Here is a 20805-nt window from a genome sequence, read left to right on the forward strand (position 1 = left end):
GCGCCAGTCCAGACGCCTGCGCCCACCAGTATAAGGGAGGCGATTTTTTCACGGGATACGTCAACGCGGTCGAGTTCTACGATACGAGGGCCCAAATCTGTTAAAAATCAGGATAAGATTCAGAGTATTGCGGCGAACGCCTTCAATTTTGCATTCATCGCAATAAAACACAACGATACCGCCAAACAATAAAAATTCGCAGGGATTTGTCATGCAAGCGATAGAGAAAGCCGGTCTAAGCGCTTCCGGTGAATTGGAATCCAGCTCTTCACTGGGTTTTATCTTTACCATCTCCGCGGTCGCCACCATTGGCGGCTTCCTGTTCGGGTTCGACAGCGGCGTCATCAATGGCACCGTGAGCGGGCTGCAAGCCGCGTTTAATTCAGACTCCGCCGGTACCGGTTTCAACGTGGCCTCCATGCTACTCGGGTGTGCGGTGGGTGCCTTCTTCGCGGGCAGGCTCGCAGACGTATTCGGGCGTCGTCAGTTACTGCTGGCCTCTGCCATCCTGTTTGTGATCAGCGCCTGGGGATCAGGGATCGCCACAAGCTCAATGGAATTCGTGTTCTATCGCATCCTCGGTGGCCTGGCGGTGGGTGCCGCCAGCGTGATGTCACCCGCCTATATCGGTGAGGTGGCTCCGGCTTCCTGGCGCGGCCGCCTCATCACGATTCAGCAAATCGCCATTATTTCCGGTCTGTTTGCTGCCTTTGTTAGCAATTACCTGCTGGCACAATTCGCCGGCTCTGCGGAGACAGTGTGGTGGATGGGGTACGATGCCTGGCGCTGGATGTTTTGGGTAGAAATTTTGCCTGCTGCGGTATTTTTCTTCGCTCTGCTGTTGATTCCCGAGAGTCCCCGCTACCTGGTGCTGTCTCGTCAGGACGGCCGGGCAAAACAGGTATTGGGCCGGCTTTACGGAGAGAACGAAGTAGCGCGTCGATTGGAAGACATACGCTCTACCATTGCGGATGATCACCGCCCTCGCCTTCGCGATCTACTGGACCACAGCGGTCGTTTACGCAAAATTGTCTGGGTAGGCCTTGGCCTCGCGGTATTCCAGCAGCTCGTCGGGATTAACGTGGTGTTCTACTACGGTGCGGTACTGTGGCAGGCGGTAGGCTTTTCCGAATCGGACGCGCTGATGATCAATGTTATCTCTGGCGCCATCAGCATTGCCGCCTGCCTGATTACCATTGGCCTTGTGGACAAAATTGGCCGCAAACCCCTGTTGCTCGTCGGTTCCATCGGTATGGCATTCACTCTGGCGCTGGTCGCACTGGCATTTACCACGGCCGACCTCGATACAAACGGCAAATTGCAGTTGACCGACGGCATGGGCCTCCTGGCGCTCATCGCTGCCAATGCCTACGTATTCTTCTTTAATGCGTCCTGGGGCCCCGTAATGTGGGTTATGCTCGGTGAAATGTTCCCCAACCATATGCGAGGATCCGGCCTGGCCATTGCTGGCCTGAGCCAGTGGGGCGCCAACTTCCTGATCACCATGACCTTCCCGATTATGCTGGCAACCATTGGATTGGCCACGGCTTACGGGGTCTACATGCTGTTCGCTATCCTCTCAATCGCCTTTGTGATTTACATGGTCCACGAGACCAAGGGACTGGAACTGGAGGAAATGCAAGGCTAAACACGGCCTCCCCATTGACTTCCCTGCCCGCCGGCACTCCGGCGGGCACCTTCTCCTCTCTCTCTCTGGCGACCGCCCTACCAACCTGTATAAAATGACATTTATCCCCATCAATCCCTGTTTGACCAAACAGTCCTTGCCAATTTCGGCACAAACCAAATAAACGGCACTATCGCACCAATTGACCTTTTTCGCGCCAGCTTCTGGTGATACCTTTGCGGGTCCAAGGAAATATCACCTGATGTATTAGAGAGTTATGGTTCAGTTAGTTGTTGATTCAGGATGCGACCTCCCGGATGAGTTGCTGCGCAAATTCGCCATCCCCGTGTTGCCTCACAAAGTGAGCGTGGGTAAAGACACCTTTGGTGACCAGCGCAATCCAGCGCAGATGGCCCATTTTTACACCCTGTCGCTGGTAGACCGCTCGCACCAGATCACTACCGGCCCGGCCACCACCCCTGAAATCCAGGGCATCCTGCAGGGACTGGTGAAGAAGGGTCGCAAGGACATCATCGTTCAGACCATTGCCGGGGCGAACAGTCCGACCTTTGCCAATGCCAAGGTCGCGGCGAAAAACCTTGCCCAGGGCAGCGCCAATGACGCAGTGAATGTTCACACGGTCGACTCGCACTCCGTATTCTGTGGTCAGGGGCTACTGGCTCTGTACACCCTGTCGATGATTCGACGTGGCCTGAGCGGCGAGCAGGTACGCCTGTGTGCGGAAGAGTTCCGCCGCAAGATTCACGGTTATGCCGCCATCAAGGACGTTTACTACGTGCGCGAGCGCGCTCGCAGCAAGAACGAAGACAGCATTAGCTGGATCAAGGCGATGGCGGCCAAGATCCTCAAACTGCACCCGATTCTTTCAATCCACCACTCTGGCACAGAAGTCACCGATACCATTCGCGGCTTCGACAACTGCACTGGGGCGCTGTTCGAGCTGGCCATTAAGAAGATCCGTAATGGTGAACTCCTGATGCCATCTATCATGGTCAGCATCGCCGGCAAGCCGAGCGACCTGGAAAAGATTCCCGGCTTCAAAGCGCTGGAAAAGGTTGCGGCAGAGCACAAGGTCAAGATTTACAAGAGCGTGATGAGCCTCTCCGGCGGCATTAACCTGGGGCCCAACACCGTTGCCCTGGCGCTGGCCTCAGAAAATCGCTAAGCGCAAAGCTGCCAGTCACAAAAAAGGCCGCTATCCCCAGGGATAGCGGCCTTTTTCTTGGGTTCTCGTCCCTTCCAGGCAATCAGCCGGTGATATTGCCGTAGCTCATCAGGCGCTGGTAACGCTTTTCAAGCAGCTCGTCGACGGGCACTGCACTCAGCTGGTCCAACTGCTCGGCGAGGCGGTCCTGCAGTCGACCGGCCATCGCATCGGGATCCCGATGTGCTCCACCGAGGGGCTCCGCGATGGTTTCATCCACAATACCGAGCTCCTCCAGAACACTCGAGGTCACCCCCATGGCTTCTGCAGCCAGCGGCGCCTTATCGACCGTTTTCCAGATGATGTTGGCGCAGCCTTCCGGCGAGATCACAAAGTAGGTGGAGTACTGCAGCATATTCAGCTGGTCACCTACGCCGATAGCCAGTGCGCCACCGGAAGAACCCTCTCCGATCACAGTGCAGATAACTGGAGTCCGCAGGCGGGACATCACCGCCAGATTCTGGGCGATGGCCTCACTGATCCCGCGCTCTTCACTGTCGATGCCCGGGTAAGCTCCCGGGGTATCGATCAGGGTCAGCACCGGCAGCTTGAAGCGCTCGGCCATTTCCATGATGCGCAGCGCTTTGCGGTAGCCCTCAGGCTTCGGCATACCAAAATTGCGCGCAACCTTGTCACTCACGGTACGCCCTTTTTCCTCGCCGACAACCGCCACCGGCTTGCCGTTGAGACGTGCGATACCCGCAATAATGGCTTTGTCATCACCAAAGTGACGGTCGCCGTGCAGCTCATCCCAGTCGGTGAACATACGCTGGATGTAGTCCTGGGTGTAAGGACGCTGCGGATGACGGGCAACCTGCACCACTTGCCAGGGGGTCAATTCCTTATAAATAGACTCAGTCAGCGTGCGACTTTTCTCGCGCAGACGTGCCACTTCATCAGCGATGTTGAGCTCATTGTCATCACCAACGTGCTGCAGCTCTTTGATCTTGCCTTCCAGCTCGGCAATCGGCTGTTCAAACTCGAGAAAATTGAAATTCATGAAATCCGCGCCCTAAAACCTATTCGTGCTACCTGAGCTTATTAACCCGCGCAGCTGCTGTCAGTGACCGAGTTAATAATGGCGGCATAGCTTACCTTCCCGAAACCGGTCAGTCGAGACCAAGAATCAGACCAACAGAAGCACAATAGTCACCTTTTTCAACATCCGCGGATATCAATGTTCCCGCAACGTCACCCGTATCAATCTGCGTAGTCCAGCATAACCTGTTCTCGCCCGAGAATATCTCGCAGGGATTGCACCAGCTGATCGCTGGGCTCCACCGACCACTCCGGTGGCAGGCGATAGGTACCGCGGGCATCACTGCGCACGACCTCCAGCAACACCCCACACTTGCCACCGCGGTAGGGCTGCAGACACGTGGCCAGGCGCTTGCCCAGACCATTCGGGGCGGTGCCGCTGTCGAGCTTGAGGCGCACCGCGTTGACACTGCCCTGGCGCAGCTCATCCAGCGTGGAGACACTGTTCACCGTCATTTTCAGGCCACCGCTGTAGTCGTCATGCGCGACTGGGCCATCCAATACCAACAAGGAATCCTTGACCAGCTTCTCCCGATGTTCACCGAAAGCCTCGCTGAATACTGCCGCCTCGATCCGGCCACTGCGGTCATCCAGCGACACAATCGCCATGGTATCGCCGCGCTTGGTCTTCATGACCCGCATACCCACAACCAGACCGGCCACTTTCTGGCTAGCCTTGTCCGGTTTCAGGTGAGAAATGCGCGACTTCACCAGATGCTTGAGCTCTTCCTCATACTCATCAATCGGGTGGCCGGTGAGATACAGACCCAGAGTATTTTTCTCACCTTCGAGACGCTCGCGGATACTCCAGCTGCGAGCCCGGCGGAAATCCTCGTAGACATCCTCCCCTTCCGCAGCGGTGGGCACTACCTCACCGAACAGATCCATCATGCCGGCACTGGCATTCTTGGCGGCCTGGTCTGCAGCTTTCACAGCCTCTTCAATGGCATTGAACAGCACCGCACGCGCGTAATTGAGCCCATCGCTACCTTCGGCCTTGGGACCAATACTGTCGAGAGCGCCGGAACGCACGAGTGCTTCCAGCGCACGCTTGTTGACCTTGCGTGGGTCGATACGGGAGCAGAAATCAAACAGGTCGGTAAACGGCCCACCTTCTTCCCGCACCGCAATAATGTTTTCCACCGGGCCCTCGCCGAGCCCCTTGATGGCACCGAGGCCATAGATCACACGCTGATCTGTATCGACGGTGAACTGGAACTGACCCAGGTTCACATCGGGCGGCACCAGGGTCAGCCCCATCTCGCGGCACTCTTCAATAAACACGACCACTTTGTCGGTCTTGTCCATATCCGACGACATGGTCGCCGCCATGAATTGCGAGGGGTAATGGGCCTTGAGCCAGGCGGTCTGATAAGACACCAGGGCGTAGGCAGCCGAGTGCGATTTGTTGAAGCCGTAGCCGGCGAACTTTTCCACCAGGTCGAAGATCTTCATCGCCAGGGTGGGGTCAACACCCTGGGACTGCGCACCGTCCTCAAAGGTACTGCGCTGCTTGGCCATCTCTTCGGGCTTTTTCTTACCCATCGCCCGGCGCAACATGTCTGCACCGCCGAGGGTGTAGCCGGCGAGTTCCTGGGCAATCTGCATCACCTGCTCCTGGTAAACAATAACCCCATACGTGGGTTCCAGGATTGGTTGCAGTTTTTCGTGCTGGTACTTGGCATCCGGATAGGCCACCTGGGCGCGGCCATGCTTCCGGTTAATAAAGTCGTCCACCATGCCGGACTGAAGCGGACCCGGACGGAACAGGGCCACCAGGGCGATCATGTCTTCCAGGTTATCGGGCTGCAGGCGCTTGATCAGGTCTTTCATACCGCGGGATTCCAGCTGGAATACCGCCGTGGTCTCGGCCCGCTTGATGAGCTTGAAGGTTTCTTCATCATCGAGCGGCAGCGCCTCAATCACGAGAGGTTCTTTCCCCTCGCGGGCCCGCTGCTCGTCCACCATCGCCTTGGCCCAGTCGATGATGGTCAGGGTGCGCAGGCCGAGGAAGTCGAACTTTACCAGGCCCGCGTCTTCGACGTCGTTCTTGTCAAACTGGGTAACCAGGCCCGCACCGGTCTCATCACAATACAGCGGGGCAAAGTCGGTCAGCTTGGTCGGGGCGATCACCACGCCACCCGCGTGCTTACCCACGTTCCGGGCAACACCCTCAAGCTGCAGGGCCATTTCCCAGATTTCCTGCCCTTCGTCATCACCATCCAGGAACTCGCGCAGCACCTCTTCCTGGTCAAATGCTTTCTGCAGGGTCATGCCCACATCCGGCGGAATCATCTTGGACAGCTTGTCGGCCAGGCCGTAGGATTTGCCCTGTACCCGTGCCACGTCACGCACCACCGCCTTGGCCGCCATGGTACCGAAGGTGATGATCTGACTCACCGCATCGCGACCATAGTTGTCGGCCACGTAGCTGATGACCTTGTCGCGGTTCTCCATACAGAAGTCGACGTCGAAGTCGGGCATGGAGACCCGCTCCGGATTCAGGAATCGCTCGAACAGCAGGTCGTATTCCAGTGGATCGAGGTCGGTAATCTTGAGTACATAGGCCACCAGCGAGCCAGCACCGGAGCCCCGCCCCGGACCAACCGGAATATCGTGATCCTTGGCCCACTGGATAAAGTCCATCACGATCAGGAAGTAACCCGGGAATCCCATCTGGATGATGATATCCAGCTCGAAACGCAGGCGATCGAGATACGGCTGTTTCTTGGCCGCATACTCCGGGTCATTCGGGTCGAGAATGAATTTGAGTCGATCTTCCAGTCCCTCGAAACTGATCTTTTCGAAAAACTGGTCTTCCGTCATCCCGTCGGGAATCGGGTATTCGGGCAGGAAGTATTTACCCAGCTGAATTGGTGCCGAACAGCGTCGGGCGATCTCTACCGTGTTTTGCAATGCTTCGGGAACATCGCTGAACAATTCCGCCATTTCCTCCGGCGTGCGGAAGTACTGCTCGGCAGAGTAGCGACGCTCGCGGCGCGGATCATCGAGGGCACGGCCCTCGTGAATACAAACCCGCACCTCGTGGGCTTCAAATTCACTCTCCTCGAGAAAGCGCACATCGTTGGTGGCAACGACCGGCAACTGCAGTTGTTCCGCCAGGGCAACCGCCGCGTGTAGATACTCTTCATCGCCGGCGCGCCCGGTACGCTGCAACTCGAGGTAGTAACGCCCGGGAAAAATCTCGGCCCAGCCCTGCGCCAGCTCCTGTGCCTGGGCGGTGCGGCCCGCCACCAGGGCGCGGCCAACATCGCCATACTTGGCGCCAGAAAGCGCCAGGACACCCTCGGCGTATTCCGCCACCCACTCGCGACGGATATAGGCATTGCCGTGGTATTGCCCGTGCATCCAGCCACGGGAAATCAGTTCGGTGATATTGCGGTAACCCTGCTTGTTCAGGGCGTACAGGCTGATCAGCGTGGGCTGGCTCTCGCCGCCTTCACTGAGCCAGAAATCTGCACCGGAAATCGGCTTGATCCCCGCACCGAGGCACGCGCGGTAAAACTTGATCTGGCCGTAAAAATTGGTCTGATCGGTCAGTGCCAGCGCCGGCATTTCCAGTTCGGCAGCGCGAGCCACCATCGGCTTGATCCGCAGCAGGCCGTCAATCAGGGAATATTCAGAGTGCGTGCGCAGGTGAACAAAGGGTTGGGTCATATTGTTTTGGTCTTGGGAATTCCGGTTTCTGGACGCGGGCTCTGCCTAGAGCACCCGTCCTCTCTGGCGAGCCCGCTGCGCGCTCACCAACAGTACTTGTTTTCGCTCGGCGTTACTCATGGTCCGCCAGCCACTGATTTCCGCCACTGAGCGGTAGCAACCCTCACAGATATCCTCGCTGTCGAGGGCGCACACTGCGATACACGGGGATTTGACCGGCCTCTCGGCCGCGATGACATCACTGGACATCAGAGGTCGCGCTCTACGGGCTGCAGTTCTCGGGAAAATCGCCGGGCGTTGCCGACATAGTGGTCACTACTGGCTTTCAGCAGCTCGAGCATATTTTCATCGAGCGTCTTCACCACTTTGCCGGGGGAACCCAGCACCATGGAGTAGTCGGGAATGACGGTATTTTCGGTCACCAGCGCATTGGCACCGATGACACAACACTTGCCAATCTTGGCACCGTTGAGGATCACCGAATTAATACCAATCAGGCTGTAATCGCCGATTTCGCAGCCGTGCAGGGTCACCTTGTGACCAATCGTCACGCCGGTACCGATGACCAGGGGTTGGCCGGGATCGGTATGGAGCACGGACCCATCCTGGACATTACTGCGCTCACCAATGGTGATGCGGTCACAGTCGCCGCGCACCACCGCGTTGAACCACACGGAACTGTGGCTGAGCAGTTGGACATTGCCAATGATCTGGGAACCGGGGGCAATATAGTGGCCCTCGCCCACCAGTGTTGGTGCTGTTTCACCCAGTCTGTACAGCATTTGAACTCCGCTCTTCGCCATGGCTATCAAGCGGACTATTATCCCGCCGGCGGGCGGTCATTGCCAGCAGAGGTTATCGGGATGGGCGGTCAGAAAAGATCCGACTGGCTCACAAAGGCAGCGCCTTCCAGCTCGAGCAGACGGGCTTTGTTGGCAAGCCCCCCGGCATATCCGGTCAATGTGCCATTGGCGCCGATGACCCGATGGCAGGGAATGATAATGCCGACCGGATTGGCGCCATTCGCGGATGCCACCGCGCGGACTGCGGTTGGGCTGCCGAGGGCTGCAGCCTGCTCGCCATAACTGCGGGTCTCGCCATAGGGGATCTGGCACAGCGCATCCCACACCCGCCGCTGGAACTCCGTGCCACGAGGGTTGAGCGGCAAATCAAATTCCCTCCGCTTACCAGCGAAGTATTCGCCCAGCTGCGTGGCGGCCTGCTCGGTGAGGCGATTCGACTGCGGCAGCCAATCCTGTTCTTCCCGCAGACTCCGCCGGGCATCAGCAAACCCAACCGCGACAATCCCCTGTGCATCCGCAGCGATCAGCAGCTGCCCCATCGGGCTGTCATACAGTGCGTATTCGGTCACAAGCACATTACTCCTTTCCACCTGACAATGACTCCCATAGCAAGAGCGCCCCATAGGCGCGCCAGGGGCGCCAGCCTTCCGCCATTCTCCGCGCCTGAGCGGGGGTGGCTTTCTCCCCGTTTTCACCCAGTGCCAGCAAGATGCCAAGGTCCGCAGCGGGGAACGCATCGGGCATCGACATCCCCCGCATGGCGATGTACTGGGCGGTCCAGTCGCCAATCCCCCGCAGGGCAGTGGCCTGCGCACACCAGCTTTCCAGGTCGCGCGTTTGCAGGTCCAAACGGCCATCCAGCACAGCGGCCACAAAGGTACGCAAGGTTTCCGCACGAGAGCGTGTCACCCCCAACCCATCGAACGCAACACCCGCCAGCGCCTCTGCCGTTGGAAACAGCCGCCGCTCGGTCGCATCAGGGCCTACCGCTTCCAGTCGCGCACCAAAACGCTCGACAATGCGCCCGGCAATGGTGGTGGCCGCCGTCACCGAAATCTGCTGGCCGAGAATTGCCCGCAACCCGTATTCAAAGGGATCCCAGGCACCGGGCAGCCGCACACCCGCGCCCGACTTGAGTAACTGACCGAGTTTGGGGTCTCGTCCCAGCACCTCGGTCACCTGGGCCAAATCGGCATCCAGATCAAACAGCCGACGCAGACGGCGCGTCAGTTCGTACAGGGGCGGCGCCGTAGTCTCACTGCCCGCCGCTGGATAGATTTCTACGATCAGCCGTGCCGTCTCGGCCTCATGAGAGACGCACACCTCCCCAGTAAACCCACCGAGCCGAATAGTGCGGAAATAGCGCCCGCCCTCGACCCGCTCCACCCCGGGCAAGGCACGGGCAGCAAAAAACGCCAGCAATCGGGGCCAGTCCATTGGCGGACGATAAGAAAGTGACAGTCGCATCCCCTGACCGCTAGCTTTCGCATCTCTACGGAGGTCACTGGGCGTACGCTGATACAGGCTCTGGAAAACCGCGTTAAAGCGCCGTGTACTGCCGAACCCAGCCTCGAAAGCGACCTGGCTGATTGGCAGGTCGGTATCGCGCAACAGCGCGCAGGCAAACAGGGCCCGCTCTGACTGCCACACATCCAACGGGCTCATACCCAGGTGCTCGGCGAAGAGCTTGCGCAGGTAGCGACTAGTGATACCCAACCGATCCGCCAGCGCTTCAATCGAGAATCCCTCCCGCTGCCCGCGCATCAGCGTCAGTGCACGCCGCACCGTCGTAGCGACCAGCTCCCAGGCCGGGCTATCCGGCGCCGCTTCCGGGCGACAGCGCAGGCAGGGACGATACCCGGCCGCAGCCGCAGCCACCGCGGTATCAAAATATTCAACATTGCGCTCCAGCGGGGCGCGCGCGGGACAGATGGGCCGGCAGAAAATACCGGTAGTTTTCACTGCGGTGTAAAAGCTGCCATCGAACCGACGATCGCGGGCCAGTCGCGCACGGGAGCATATTTCGGGGGTCAGTTGCACTGGCAATTCCTCAAATCGAGGCGCCAGTCTAAAGGGTTTGACTGGCCACAACGAGTCGGATTCGGAACTGACAGTCAACCCTCTGCCATATACCCCATGACTGGCTGCAGCTATTTAGCCACGACTTATACTTAGCGGGATCGGAGTGCTTCCGGCAGCGGCACAGGGCAGCGACAGGAAAGTAAACACCTGGTCGTTTGTATTGGCACCGACAACAGGATCTGGCAGAACCATGGGCGCTGACTGGCGACGCTTTATCGAAAAACCGATGCCGCTGGATGAGGCCCGGGAACAGATTGCGCCAGGCGCAGTGCCCACCACCAGTTTTTATCTGATGATGACCGCTTCGACGATCATCGCGACGCTCGGGCTGCTCGCCGACAGCGCTGCGGTGATTATTGGCGCGATGTTGGTCGCACCATTGATGGCGCCGATCATTTCCCTCTCGTTCGGCGCCATCTCCTGGGACCTGCCGCTGACCATGCGCTCAGCCTTCGTCGCAATCAGCGGCACCTTGCTGTGTATCGGCATTGCCTACCTGACGACACTCAGCATTGGCTACCAGATGGCAGGGCATGAAATTGTGGCTCGTATGCGCCCGAACATGCTCGATCTGGTCATCGCCGTTGCGGCCGGCTCCGCCGCTGCCTATACCATGACACGCCCCAGCACTTCCGCCACCCTCGCCGGTATTGCGATCGCCGTGGCACTGGTTCCACCACTCTGCACGGTCGGCATCGCGCTCGCCCTGGAAGACGACGCCAGTATCGAGTTGGGTGTTGCGTGGGATCAACTCAGTGCGGAGCGACCGTTCATCCTCTTCCTCACCAACCTGGTGGGCATTGCTTTTGCCGCTGCCCTGGTGTTTTTCTGCCAGTACTTCCGCAATCAGGGGCGAGCAATTGCCGCACTGATCATCACCTCCGGCGCACTGTTTATCGTCACCCCTACCCTGACCCACAACCTCGATCAACTGGTCATTCGCAACCAGATTCAGCGTAATCTGATCACGGAAAGTCGTCAGATCACAGGTACCGATAAAGAAATTCGGTTTACCAATATCACCACACGCTTTGGTACCGACGGCATTCTAATCAGGGTAGAAATGGTGGATGGTGAGCAGGCGATTGACCAGGGATTTGCCAACGCACTGCAGAAAAGGCTGAGCGAAATGATTGGCCGACCGGTGCGGCTGGAGATCGGCGTAATTCGCGAGCGCATATTGCACAGCGGCCAGCAAAAACCGCGTACGGGCAGGAACCTGGAATCCCACGCAGGAGAAGCAAACGCTTCAGAGACCGAGTAGCGCCGCCGACAAACAGGCAACACTCTATGTGGTAAACAGCGTTTTCCCACCCAAAACGACAAAGCCCCGCTAACAGCGGGGCTTCACATTCAGGCTGGTCCCAGCTTCAAGTTACTGAATACCGAGGATTTCCTTACCCTGAATAAAGGTCACATCCACCGGAATTCTGGCCTCCGCCAGTCGGTCGAGGTCAGCTTGCAACTCAGCACCGACCACACCCTTGGTATCCAGCAGTTCTTTCGACTTTTTATAATCCCCGTCGCCCTGAATGGTCAGGATTAGGTTCGACAGGCTGGTCATCGCTTCCTGCATCTTGGCGAAATCCACGCTGTATTGTCCGGTCTCCGGATTGCGGGTGAACGCACCGGCTTCCTTGAAGTAATTGAAGCGCATCATATTCGCCTTACCATGCGCACTCGCCGCACCAAAACGCACGCTGCGGAAGATACCGGCCAGGAAGGTGACATAGTTGTCCATCAACTCCCCTTCCTCGATTTCCCCCTTCTCATGCAGTCGGGTCACCATGTACAGACCCAGGATATCCGCCTTGCCTTCTTCCAGGGGAGACGAGGTTTCCTTCAGGGACTGCCGTACATTGCTGCCGTCAGTGACCGTCTTTTTGATACCGAGACCATGGGCAACTTCGTGGAACATGGTGTTCGCAAAAAAGGCATCAAAGGTGATGTGCTTGCGCTGGTCTTCGGCAATCAGGATCTGGCTGATGGGCACCAGGATCTTGTCGAACTTGGCTCGCATCGCGTTCTTCAGCTGCAGGCGACGGGTGCCCTTGGCCAACTGTACTTCTTCATCATTGGGCAGGTTGATGGCAATGGTTTTGGAGCCGGCATTACTGTCCCCGGCATAGAAAAGCACGTCGTAGGCATTCAGATCTGAATCGGTCCCCGGCTCCTCGCTCTTGTACCGCTCATCTACGGGCAAACCTTTCTGCAGCTCCGGCAGGAACGCAGCAAACTTGGCCAGCTTCTCGCTCCACTCCATGTCCTTCAGCAAGACATAAGAAGAGTACGCCGTGCGATAGGCAAACAACTTGTCTTCGTAGTTTTCGATCGGACCGATCACCACATCGATGCGGTTGTTTTTCATATCCATCCACGCCATGTCACTGGGACGGAAATCATCCGACAACAGCGCGTCGGCGCGCATTGTCAGGTAATTGGCGAAGTCCTTGTCCTCCGCCAGCATTGCGGCATCACGCAGGATGCCCGCAGCCTGCTCGAGATCCGTCTTGTACACCTCGCTGTAGGGAATCAACTCGAGGTTGCCTTCCGCATCGCGACGCACCAGCGAGTAGAGACCGTCCTTGCCGGGCTGCTGCCACTTTTCGAATTCGGCCTTGGTCATATCCGATGGATAAAACTGGGCGCCGAGGGGTTTCGGCCCATAGCCCGCGACAAACGGTTCGTTATTATCGAGACGATCCCAGGGGCCATAGTTAATTTCAGCAAATTTGCGCTCTGCACTATCCGCAATACCGGACAACAGATCTTCCGGAGAGCCGTAGGATTGCAGCCAGAACAGGCGATCCATAATCTTGCTGGCGTCAATCAGCTGACCAATCATCTTTCGCTGGTTGTCCGACAGGCTGGACAGGTCGGCGGTTAGTTCGACCGGCACATAGATATCGAACCGAGAGGATTCCACCGCTTTTTCCGGCTCAACAGCCGGCGCTGCCAGCGTTTCCGGCTGGACGGGTTGAACCTGTTCCGGTGTGGGCTTATCGGCCACAGGAGGCGTACTCTCCTGCGCGTCACGCTGGGAACAGCCACTGGCAACAGCAAGCGCCAAAAGCGCCGCAGCAAATCGGGCAGTTGTCATAAATATTTTGCCTATTTTTATCTTCAGACCGCCGCACATTAGTGAAGCAGCAAACAATTATCAAGGTAACCGTTCGCACCTGGCCCAATGGAGGCGACGAGCGGTCACTCCACATCAATCGCATCGCGCTCCTGTTGCTGCAAACGCCAAAGTGCCGCGTAATGACCATCGTGTTTCAACAGCGTGCGATGATCCCCCTGCTCGACGATTTTCCCCTGCTCCAGCACCAAAATGACATCGGCGTCCACGACCGTGGACAAGCGATGCGCAATCACCAGCGTCGTCTGCTCACGTGCGACCTCACGCAGTGCGGAGAGAATGCCCTGTTCGGAACGACTATCCAGAGAGGATGTCGCCTCATCAAACACCATAATGGGTGGATGCTTTAACAGAGCACGCGCGATCGCCACGCGCTGACGCTCACCACCAGAAAGCTTGAGGCCCCGCTCACCCACGAGTGTGTCGGCACCCTCTGGCAATTGCCGTACGAAGTCATCCAGCTGGGCATGACGAATCGCCTCCATCACCTCCTCGTCAGACGCATCCACACGACCGTAACGGACATTTTCCAGCAGCGACTGATTGAACAGCACGGTATCCTGCGGCACCACACCAATCGCGCGTCGGAGAGAAGCCTGGGTGACCGAACGAATATCCTGCCCGTCAATCAGGATCTGGCCCGCAGTCGCATCGTAGAAGCGGAACAACAGTTTGAACAAAGTGGACTTGCCCGCGCCACTGGCGCCAACAATGGCCACTTTCTGCCGGGGCTCAATCGTAAAACTGATACCCCTGAGAATATCCCGCTCTTTGCGGTAGCCAAAATGCACATCTACCAGTTGAATCCGCCCTTCAGTGACGTGGAGTTCCGCAGCTTCGGCAACGTCAGACACCGCCGGCTTTACCCCCAGTAGCGAAAACATTTTCTCAATATTGGCGAGGGATCCCTTCATTTCCCGATAGACAAACCCGAGAAAGTTCAGCGGGATAAAGATCTGCATCATAAAGGCGTTGATCAACACAAAATCACCCAGGGTCATTTGCCCCTCGGTGACACGCATGGCCGCCAGTATCAGGGCGCCACACATGGCGCTGGCGACGATCAGCGCCTGGCCAGCATTCAGGCCAAACAGCGAGAGCCGGTTGCGTCGCCGTGCCTGCTCCCACGCCGCAAGTTCACGGTCGTAGTGGCCAGACTCATAGCCCTCGTTGCCGAAATACTTCACCGTCTCATAATTCAGCAGGCTGTCTACCGAACGGCTACTGCTGGCAGACTCCGCCTCATTGAGTTCACGGACAAAGCGAGTACGCCACTCCGTGGCCACCACAGAGAAACTGATGTAAACCACGACCGCGCCGAGTACCAACACGGCAAACGCAACACTGTAGTTCCACCAGAGCAACACCGAGACCAGAGCGATTTCCAGCAGCGTCGGCACAATATTGAACACCATGAAACGCATCAGGAAGGCAATACCGGAGTTGCCCCGCTCGATATCACGGGATAACCCCCCCGTCCGTCGATTCAGATGAAAATCCAGGTCGAGACTGTGCAGGTGACGGAAGACTTCCAGCCCCACGCGCCGCTGGGCCCGCTCTGTCACCCGCCCGAATATAGTGTCGCGCAACTCGCCGAACAGCACGCTCGAGAAGCGAACGCTGCCGTACGCCAGCAGCAGCCCCAGGGGCAGCGCGATGGCTGCGGCGGCACCACCGCTGCTATCGAGACTGTCCACGATGTGCTTGAGAATGAACGGCAGGCCAACCGCGGCAACTTTTGCCCCCACCAGGCACAGCAGCGCCAGCGCCACAGCACGGCGAAACTCCAGCAAATAGGGGAACAGGGTTTTCAGCACACCCCAGTGGACTTCATCCAGGGCGACAGTGGATTGGGCTCTGCGCATAACGACTTCCGCGATTTGTCGCCGGTATTATACGCCGGCATTTCAATCCGGATGTGCGTGACTTTGGGCCAGATTACAGGGCACGCAACGGCACGTCGTCCCGGCGACCAAAACTGGCGCCGAGCACCCGCGTCAGGAATTCCGTGAGGACACCCGCCGTAAAGCCCCAGATTTCAAAACCCTCGTATTCAAATGCCGGCAAATAAACCGAGCGTTTGTCGATGGTAATGCGATCGGTGCGAATACGTGGGTCGCGCAAAAAGTACGACAGTGGTACCCGGAAGATCGCATCCAGCTCGCCAGGATTGGGCGTCAGAGTCGCATTTGCGGGCACCACCCCCACCCAGGGAGTCACCTGTACGTCCCACCGGGTCGCCCGGGACCACAACGGACCCAGTACCCTCACCCGCTCAGGCGGCAGGCCAATTTCTTCCTGGGTTTCGCGCAGCGCGGTGAACTCGAGCGACGGATCGGTGGTATCCCAGCGGCCACCGGGCAGCGAGACTTCACCGGAGTGTGTGGACAGGTGGGCGGCGCGCAACGTCAGGATGACCTGAGGATCCGGCTCATCGGTTAGCGCCAGTAGAACGGCTGCATGCCCGCTCAAGTCAGGTCCGCTCGGTACCTGGCTTACCAGCTTTGGTCGCAATGCGTCTAATTTTTGTTCGATATCTACCAGCATTACTTCTGTCCGACACTGCACCAACGGGGCAATGTTTTGTCTTGATCTCCCTCATTATGCGCCAATATCGATGGATTCGCAGGACGTGAAAAATTTTCGGCCTATCCCTCACTGGGACCGGGATCGGCTGGCGGCTTAATACCACTGGCGCGCTCGCCCCGAATACGCTCCCGCAGGGACTGCACCAGGGCGTAGTAAATGGGCACCAACAGCGTTGCGAACACACTGGCTGCCACCATGCCACCGAAGATGGCCAGGCCCAGCGATACGCGACTGGCGGCGCCGGCGCCAGTGGCCACCAGTAAGGGCGCCACGCCGAGTACAAATGACAAGGCGGTCATTAGCAGCGCACGAAAACGCAGGCGCGTTGCCGTCAACGCCGAATTGCGAATGGACTGGCCGGAAGCCCGCTGCTCACTGGCAAACTCCACAATCAGGATGGCGCTCTTGGCCGACATCCCGATCAGCAGCACCAGCCCGATCTGGGTATACAGGTTGTTTTCCGCCCCCGCTATCCAGTTGGCAAACAACGCTCCGGTCAGCGCAATAGGTACACACAGCAACACCGCAACCGGAATACTCCAGCTCTCATATTGTGCGACCAGGAACAGGTACACAAACACAATCGCGAGGGCGAACAGAATCGGCGCCATATTACCTGACAAAATTTCCTGCAGGCTCTGGCCCGTCCATTCATACCCGTAACCGGCGGGCAACTGGTTCCCAAGCTCAGCCATGGCATTCATGGCCTGGCCACTGGAATACCCGGCATTTGGGGAACCATTGATCGTGACACTGTTGTACATGTTGTAGCGATTGATTGTCTGCGGGGCGACGATGGGCTTGATCTCCGCCAGCGAGGTTACCGGTACCAGATTGCCGCTTTTCGCCCGCACGTAGAACCCTGCCAGATCTTCCTCGTCATTACGGTATTCAGACTCCGCCTGCGCCATGACCCGGAACACCTTGCCGAACAGGTTGAAGTCATTGACATACAGTCCACCGAGGAAGGTTTGCAACGTCTCGTATAAATCCGTCAACTGCACCCCGATAATATGCGCCTTGTCCTTGTTGACGATGAGTTCCATTTGCGGGGTGGAGGCCTGGAAACTCGTAAACGCCTGCGCGATCTCAGGTCGTTGGTTTGCCGCACCGATCAGGCCATACATGACCTCCGCCAGCTCCGCCGCCGGACGCCCCTGTCGATCTTGCAGAATGAATTCAAAACCGCCAACGGAACCCACGCCCGGTATTGGGGGCACCGGATAGGCCATGACCTGCGCTTCTTTCACCTCATTCATTTTTGCCTGCGCCCGCTCCATGATGGCCATCTGATGCAACGATGGATCGGTACGCTCATCCCAGGGATCGAGAATGGCAATCATGAACGCCGCATTGGAAGCGAGGGAACCGGCGAGAATACTGTACCCGGGCACCGCCATCACATGCTCCATGCCGGGCTCTTCCCGCAGCATGTTGGTCAGTCGCGTCACCACCGGTCCGGTGCGCTCGATGGAAGCTCCATCTGCGAGCTGTACATGCACCATGAAATATCCCTGGTCCTCATTGGGGATAAACCCGGTCGGCACTTCCCGAAACAGCCAGACGAGGAAAAACAACAGACCTGCGATGGATGCCACCCCCAGCAACGGCCGACCAATGCCGACCCCCACCATTCGCTCGTAGAATCCGCTGGCCCCGTGCAAGGCACGGTTGAACCAGCCAAACATGCCATCGGTTCGATCTCCCGCAGCGCGTCCCTTCTCCACAGGTTTCAGCACGGTGGCGCACAATGCCGGGCTCAATGTCAGCGCGTTCACCGAGGAAATGACCACCGCAATACTGATGGTGATCGCAAACTGCTTGTACATTTGTCCGGTCAGCCCTGGCATCAGCATGACGGGAACAAACACCGCCATCAGGACCAGCGTGGTAGCCACCACCGGCGCAGTGACCTGACGCATGGATTCCAGTGCCGCCTCCGGCGGCGCCAGACCCTCACCCATCAGGCGTTGAGTGTTCTCCACCACGATAATGGCATCGTCCACCACAATGCCGATGGCGAGGATCAATGCAAACAGGGTGATGGTGTTGATGCTCATACCCAGCGCCAGCATGAAGGCAAAGGTACCGATTAATGACACCGGGATGGCTATGGCCGGGATAACGGTGGAACGCCAGTCCTGCAGGAACAGGAATACCACCATGATCACCAACAGCAGGGCGATGATCAGCGTCTTCACCACCTCGGCAATGGATGCCACAACAAACCGAGTCGTGTCATAGATCACTGCCGCCTCGAGATCTTCCGGAAACCGCTCCGCGAGCACGTCGACACGCGCGCGTACCGCCTCGGCCACGGACAGCGCATTGGCATCCGGCAACTGATACACAGCGATCACCGCAGACGGCCTGTTATCCAGCAGACCAAAGGCGCCATAAGACTGGCTGCCCAATTCGACATCCGCGACATCACGCACGCGTACGATACCGCCATCCGGCAACGCGCGAATACTTACATTGCCGAATTCCTCAGCGGTGACCAGACGCCCGCGGGCGATGATGTTGTACTGGAATTGCTGGGTCTCGCTGATCGGGGCCGCGCCGAGCTGACCGGCGGCTACCTGCACATTCTGCGCGCGCAGCGCCGCCACTACGTCCTCGGTCGTGATATCGAGAGACGCCATGCGATCAGGCTTGAGCCAGATACGCATGGCAAAGTCCATGGCGCCCATGATATCCACACTGGCCACACCGGGAATCCGTGCAAGCTCATCACGGATATAGATCTGCGCGTAGTTCGCCAGGAACAGCTCATCAAATTCATCATTATCAGAGAACAGGTTGACCACCAGCAGCATGGTATTGGACTGCTTGCGCACATCCACACCATCGCGCTTGACCTCCTCCGGCAGGCCGGCCATGGCCTGCTGAACCCGGTTCTGCACATTGACCTGGGCAATGTCACCGTCGGTGCCGGTAGTGAACGTGACGGTGAGGTTATAGGAGCCGTCATTACCGCTGGTTGAAGACATGTACATCATGTCCTCAACGCCATTCACTTGCGATTCAATCGGAACCGCCACACTGTCGCGAACCACTTCGGCGCTGGCACCGGTGAAGGTCGCAGTCGCGGTAATGGTGGGTGGCGCAATATCGGGGAATTGCGCCACCGGGAGAATCGGCAGCGATAGCAGTCCCGAAAGGGTAATCAGGATGGATACCACGAAAGCAAAACGTGGACGACGGATACAGAAGGCGCTGATCACTTCAACACCTCCCCGGCGGGTCGCGCTGAGCGCTGGCAGGGCGGCTACTTAACATCCCCTGCCTCCTGCAGCGACTCCGGATCATCGTAAGCGGGCGAGCCGGTGTCGCTCGCGCCCCTGTCATCCGGGCCGGCTACCGCCCGATCACGCCCGGCCGGTGTACTGCTGCTCGGTCCGGCTGGCATCTCCTCGATCGCTTTTCCTTCAGAGGGCTTTTCCTTGGGGGCGTAGGGATCCACGGCGGTATTCTGTGGAGTGACTGGATTGCCATTCACGACGCGCTGCAAGCCGTTGACGACGACCCGCTCCCCCGCCTTCAGCCCCTCGTCCACCGCCCACAATTCGCCCTCGCGCTGACCCAATTTCAGGTAACGCTTTTTGGCGACATTATTCTCATCCAGGACGTACACGTAGCGCCCCTGGATATCCTCGAGTACGGAGGCCTGCGGCACCAGCGGCTTGATCGCCTCATCTCCGGCAAAAACCCGTATGGAAACCCGGGCAAACTGTCCAGGCACCAGAAACTGGCGGGGATTTTCGAACCGCGCCCTGACCGCCAGAGTGCCGGTATTTGGGTCAATCTGGTTGTCACCGAAAACGATCACACCGGGATACTTGTAGTAGTTGCCATCGGGAAGCTCGATGCGGATATCGCGCCGCACCCGTTCCTGGCCTGCCTCGCGTCGCTGCTCCTCTTCCACCTGCACAGCAAACAGCTGATCCTCGGGTATCTGGAACAGCACGAAAATCGGATTCATGTTGACGATGGAGGTGAGCGGCTCTGACTGCGGGCCGACCAGAGAACCTTCCGTAAAGGCACTGCGGCCAATGCGGCCTGTGAGGGGCGCGCGAATATCGGTAAAGGACAGATCAAGGCGGGCATTTTCTTCGTCTGCCCTGGCGGACTTCAAGGTCGCCTCGGCTTCCTCAAAATTGCCGGTGAGCTCGTCGAAAGTCGCCCGGCTGATGGCGCCGGTTTTAATCAATTCCTTGCCGCGTTCGAAGTTCCGTCCTGCGACCTGCAGTGCCGCCTGAGCCCGCGCGACGGCGGCCCTCTGGCTATCCAGGGCGGCTTCGAACGGACGTGGATCGATCAGGTAAAGTTGCTGACCGCGCTGCACCATCGATCCTTCATCGAAATATCGCGCAGCGATATAGCCCTCTACCCGAGAGCGCACCAGATATTCATCGGTCGCCTCGATCCGACCCACGTACTCGAAGCGCGGAATCACCGGTTGCTCGCGAACCGCAATGACCTCGACGGGTGGCGGTGGCGGCTCGGGTGGCGGCTCACTCTTCCCGCAGGCAGCAATCAACCCACTCACACCAGCCAGTGCGAGGAGCGCAACCCGACAAACGATCTGGCCGGAGTCAGTGAACTTCTTCAACTGCAGCAA

Annotated in this window: 14 protein-coding genes; 3 read left to right on the plus strand and 11 right to left on the minus strand. The window is 58.3% G+C overall.

Going from position 1 to position 20805, the window contains the following annotated elements; translation table 11 throughout:
• Positions 1-175: 175 nt before the first annotated feature.
• Both ACXAD0_RS15355 and ACXAD0_RS15360 read left to right on the plus strand, forming a co-directional pair.
• Positions 176-1648 carry a sugar porter family MFS transporter gene (locus tag ACXAD0_RS15355; RefSeq protein WP_475090402.1) on the plus strand — a complete coding sequence of 491 codons (1473 nt, stop codon included), beginning with the start codon at positions 176-178 and terminating at the stop codon, positions 1646-1648.
• Between the two features lie 256 nt (positions 1649-1904).
• Entirely contained in the window at positions 1905-2813 is a 909-nt protein-coding gene (locus ACXAD0_RS15360; RefSeq protein ID WP_475089472.1) for a DegV family protein, read from the plus strand.
• An 82-nt stretch (positions 2814-2895) separates the two neighbouring features.
• Here ACXAD0_RS15360 and ACXAD0_RS15365 read toward each other — a convergent pair whose 3' ends face one another.
• The 6 genes from ACXAD0_RS15365 to ACXAD0_RS15390 form a co-directional block, all read right to left on the minus strand.
• Positions 2896-3852: an acetyl-CoA carboxylase carboxyltransferase subunit alpha gene (locus ACXAD0_RS15365; protein WP_475089473.1), complete on the minus strand. Its 957-nt coding sequence runs from the start codon at positions 3850-3852 to the stop codon at positions 2896-2898.
• Positions 3853-4052: 200 nt separating this feature from the next.
• Positions 4053-7568, minus strand: a complete 3516-nt coding sequence (gene dnaE / locus ACXAD0_RS15370; RefSeq protein WP_475089475.1) for a DNA polymerase III subunit alpha — start codon at positions 7566-7568, stop codon at positions 4053-4055.
• A gap of 45 nt (positions 7569-7613) precedes the next feature.
• Positions 7614-7817 (minus strand): DUF1289 domain-containing protein, encoded by a 204-nt coding sequence (locus tag ACXAD0_RS15375; protein WP_475089476.1) that lies wholly within the window; start codon positions 7815-7817, stop codon positions 7614-7616.
• On the minus strand, positions 7817-8350 hold the full coding sequence (locus tag ACXAD0_RS15380; RefSeq protein WP_475089477.1) for a gamma carbonic anhydrase family protein: 534 nt from the start codon (positions 8348-8350) through the stop codon (positions 7817-7819). Before ACXAD0_RS15380 ends, ACXAD0_RS15375 begins: the two co-directional genes overlap by 1 nt.
• 89 nt (positions 8351-8439) lie before the next feature.
• Entirely contained in the window at positions 8440-8940 is a 501-nt protein-coding gene (locus tag ACXAD0_RS15385; RefSeq protein ID WP_475089478.1) for a methylated-DNA--[protein]-cysteine S-methyltransferase, read from the minus strand.
• A 7-nt stretch (positions 8941-8947) separates the two neighbouring features.
• Positions 8948-10411 (minus strand): DNA-3-methyladenine glycosylase 2 family protein, encoded by a 1464-nt coding sequence (locus ACXAD0_RS15390; protein ID WP_475089479.1) that lies wholly within the window; start codon positions 10409-10411, stop codon positions 8948-8950.
• Between the two features lie 232 nt (positions 10412-10643).
• On the opposite strand from ACXAD0_RS15390, the gene ACXAD0_RS15395 reads away from it, so the two are divergent.
• Positions 10644-11717, plus strand: a complete 1074-nt coding sequence (locus ACXAD0_RS15395; protein WP_475089480.1) for a DUF389 domain-containing protein — start codon at positions 10644-10646, stop codon at positions 11715-11717.
• Positions 11718-11828: 111 nt separating this feature from the next.
• Here the strand turns inward: ACXAD0_RS15395 and ACXAD0_RS15400 are convergent, their stop codons facing one another.
• The 5 genes from ACXAD0_RS15400 to ACXAD0_RS15420 form a co-directional block, all read right to left on the minus strand.
• Positions 11829-13553, minus strand: coding sequence for a dipeptidyl-peptidase 3 family protein (locus ACXAD0_RS15400; RefSeq protein ID WP_475089481.1), 1725 nt, complete (start codon positions 13551-13553; stop codon positions 11829-11831).
• 104 nt (positions 13554-13657) lie between these two features.
• Positions 13658-15457: an ABCB family ABC transporter ATP-binding protein/permease gene (locus tag ACXAD0_RS15405; RefSeq protein WP_475089482.1), complete on the minus strand. Its 1800-nt coding sequence runs from the start codon at positions 15455-15457 to the stop codon at positions 13658-13660.
• Positions 15458-15530: 73 nt separating this feature from the next.
• The gene (locus tag ACXAD0_RS15410) at positions 15531-16139 is read right to left on the minus strand and encodes an NUDIX hydrolase (protein WP_475089483.1); all 609 of its coding nucleotides are present in this window, start codon (positions 16137-16139) and stop codon (positions 15531-15533) included.
• A 101-nt stretch (positions 16140-16240) separates the two neighbouring features.
• Positions 16241-19408, minus strand: coding sequence for an efflux RND transporter permease subunit (locus ACXAD0_RS15415; protein WP_475089484.1), 3168 nt, complete (start codon positions 19406-19408; stop codon positions 16241-16243).
• Positions 19409-19452: 44 nt separating this feature from the next.
• Positions 19453-20796, minus strand: a complete 1344-nt coding sequence (locus tag ACXAD0_RS15420) for an efflux RND transporter periplasmic adaptor subunit (protein WP_475089486.1) — start codon at positions 20794-20796, stop codon at positions 19453-19455.
• Positions 20797-20805: the final 9 nt, after the last annotated feature.

It is taken from the genome of Microbulbifer sp. ABF4_148 (assembly GCF_056158985.1).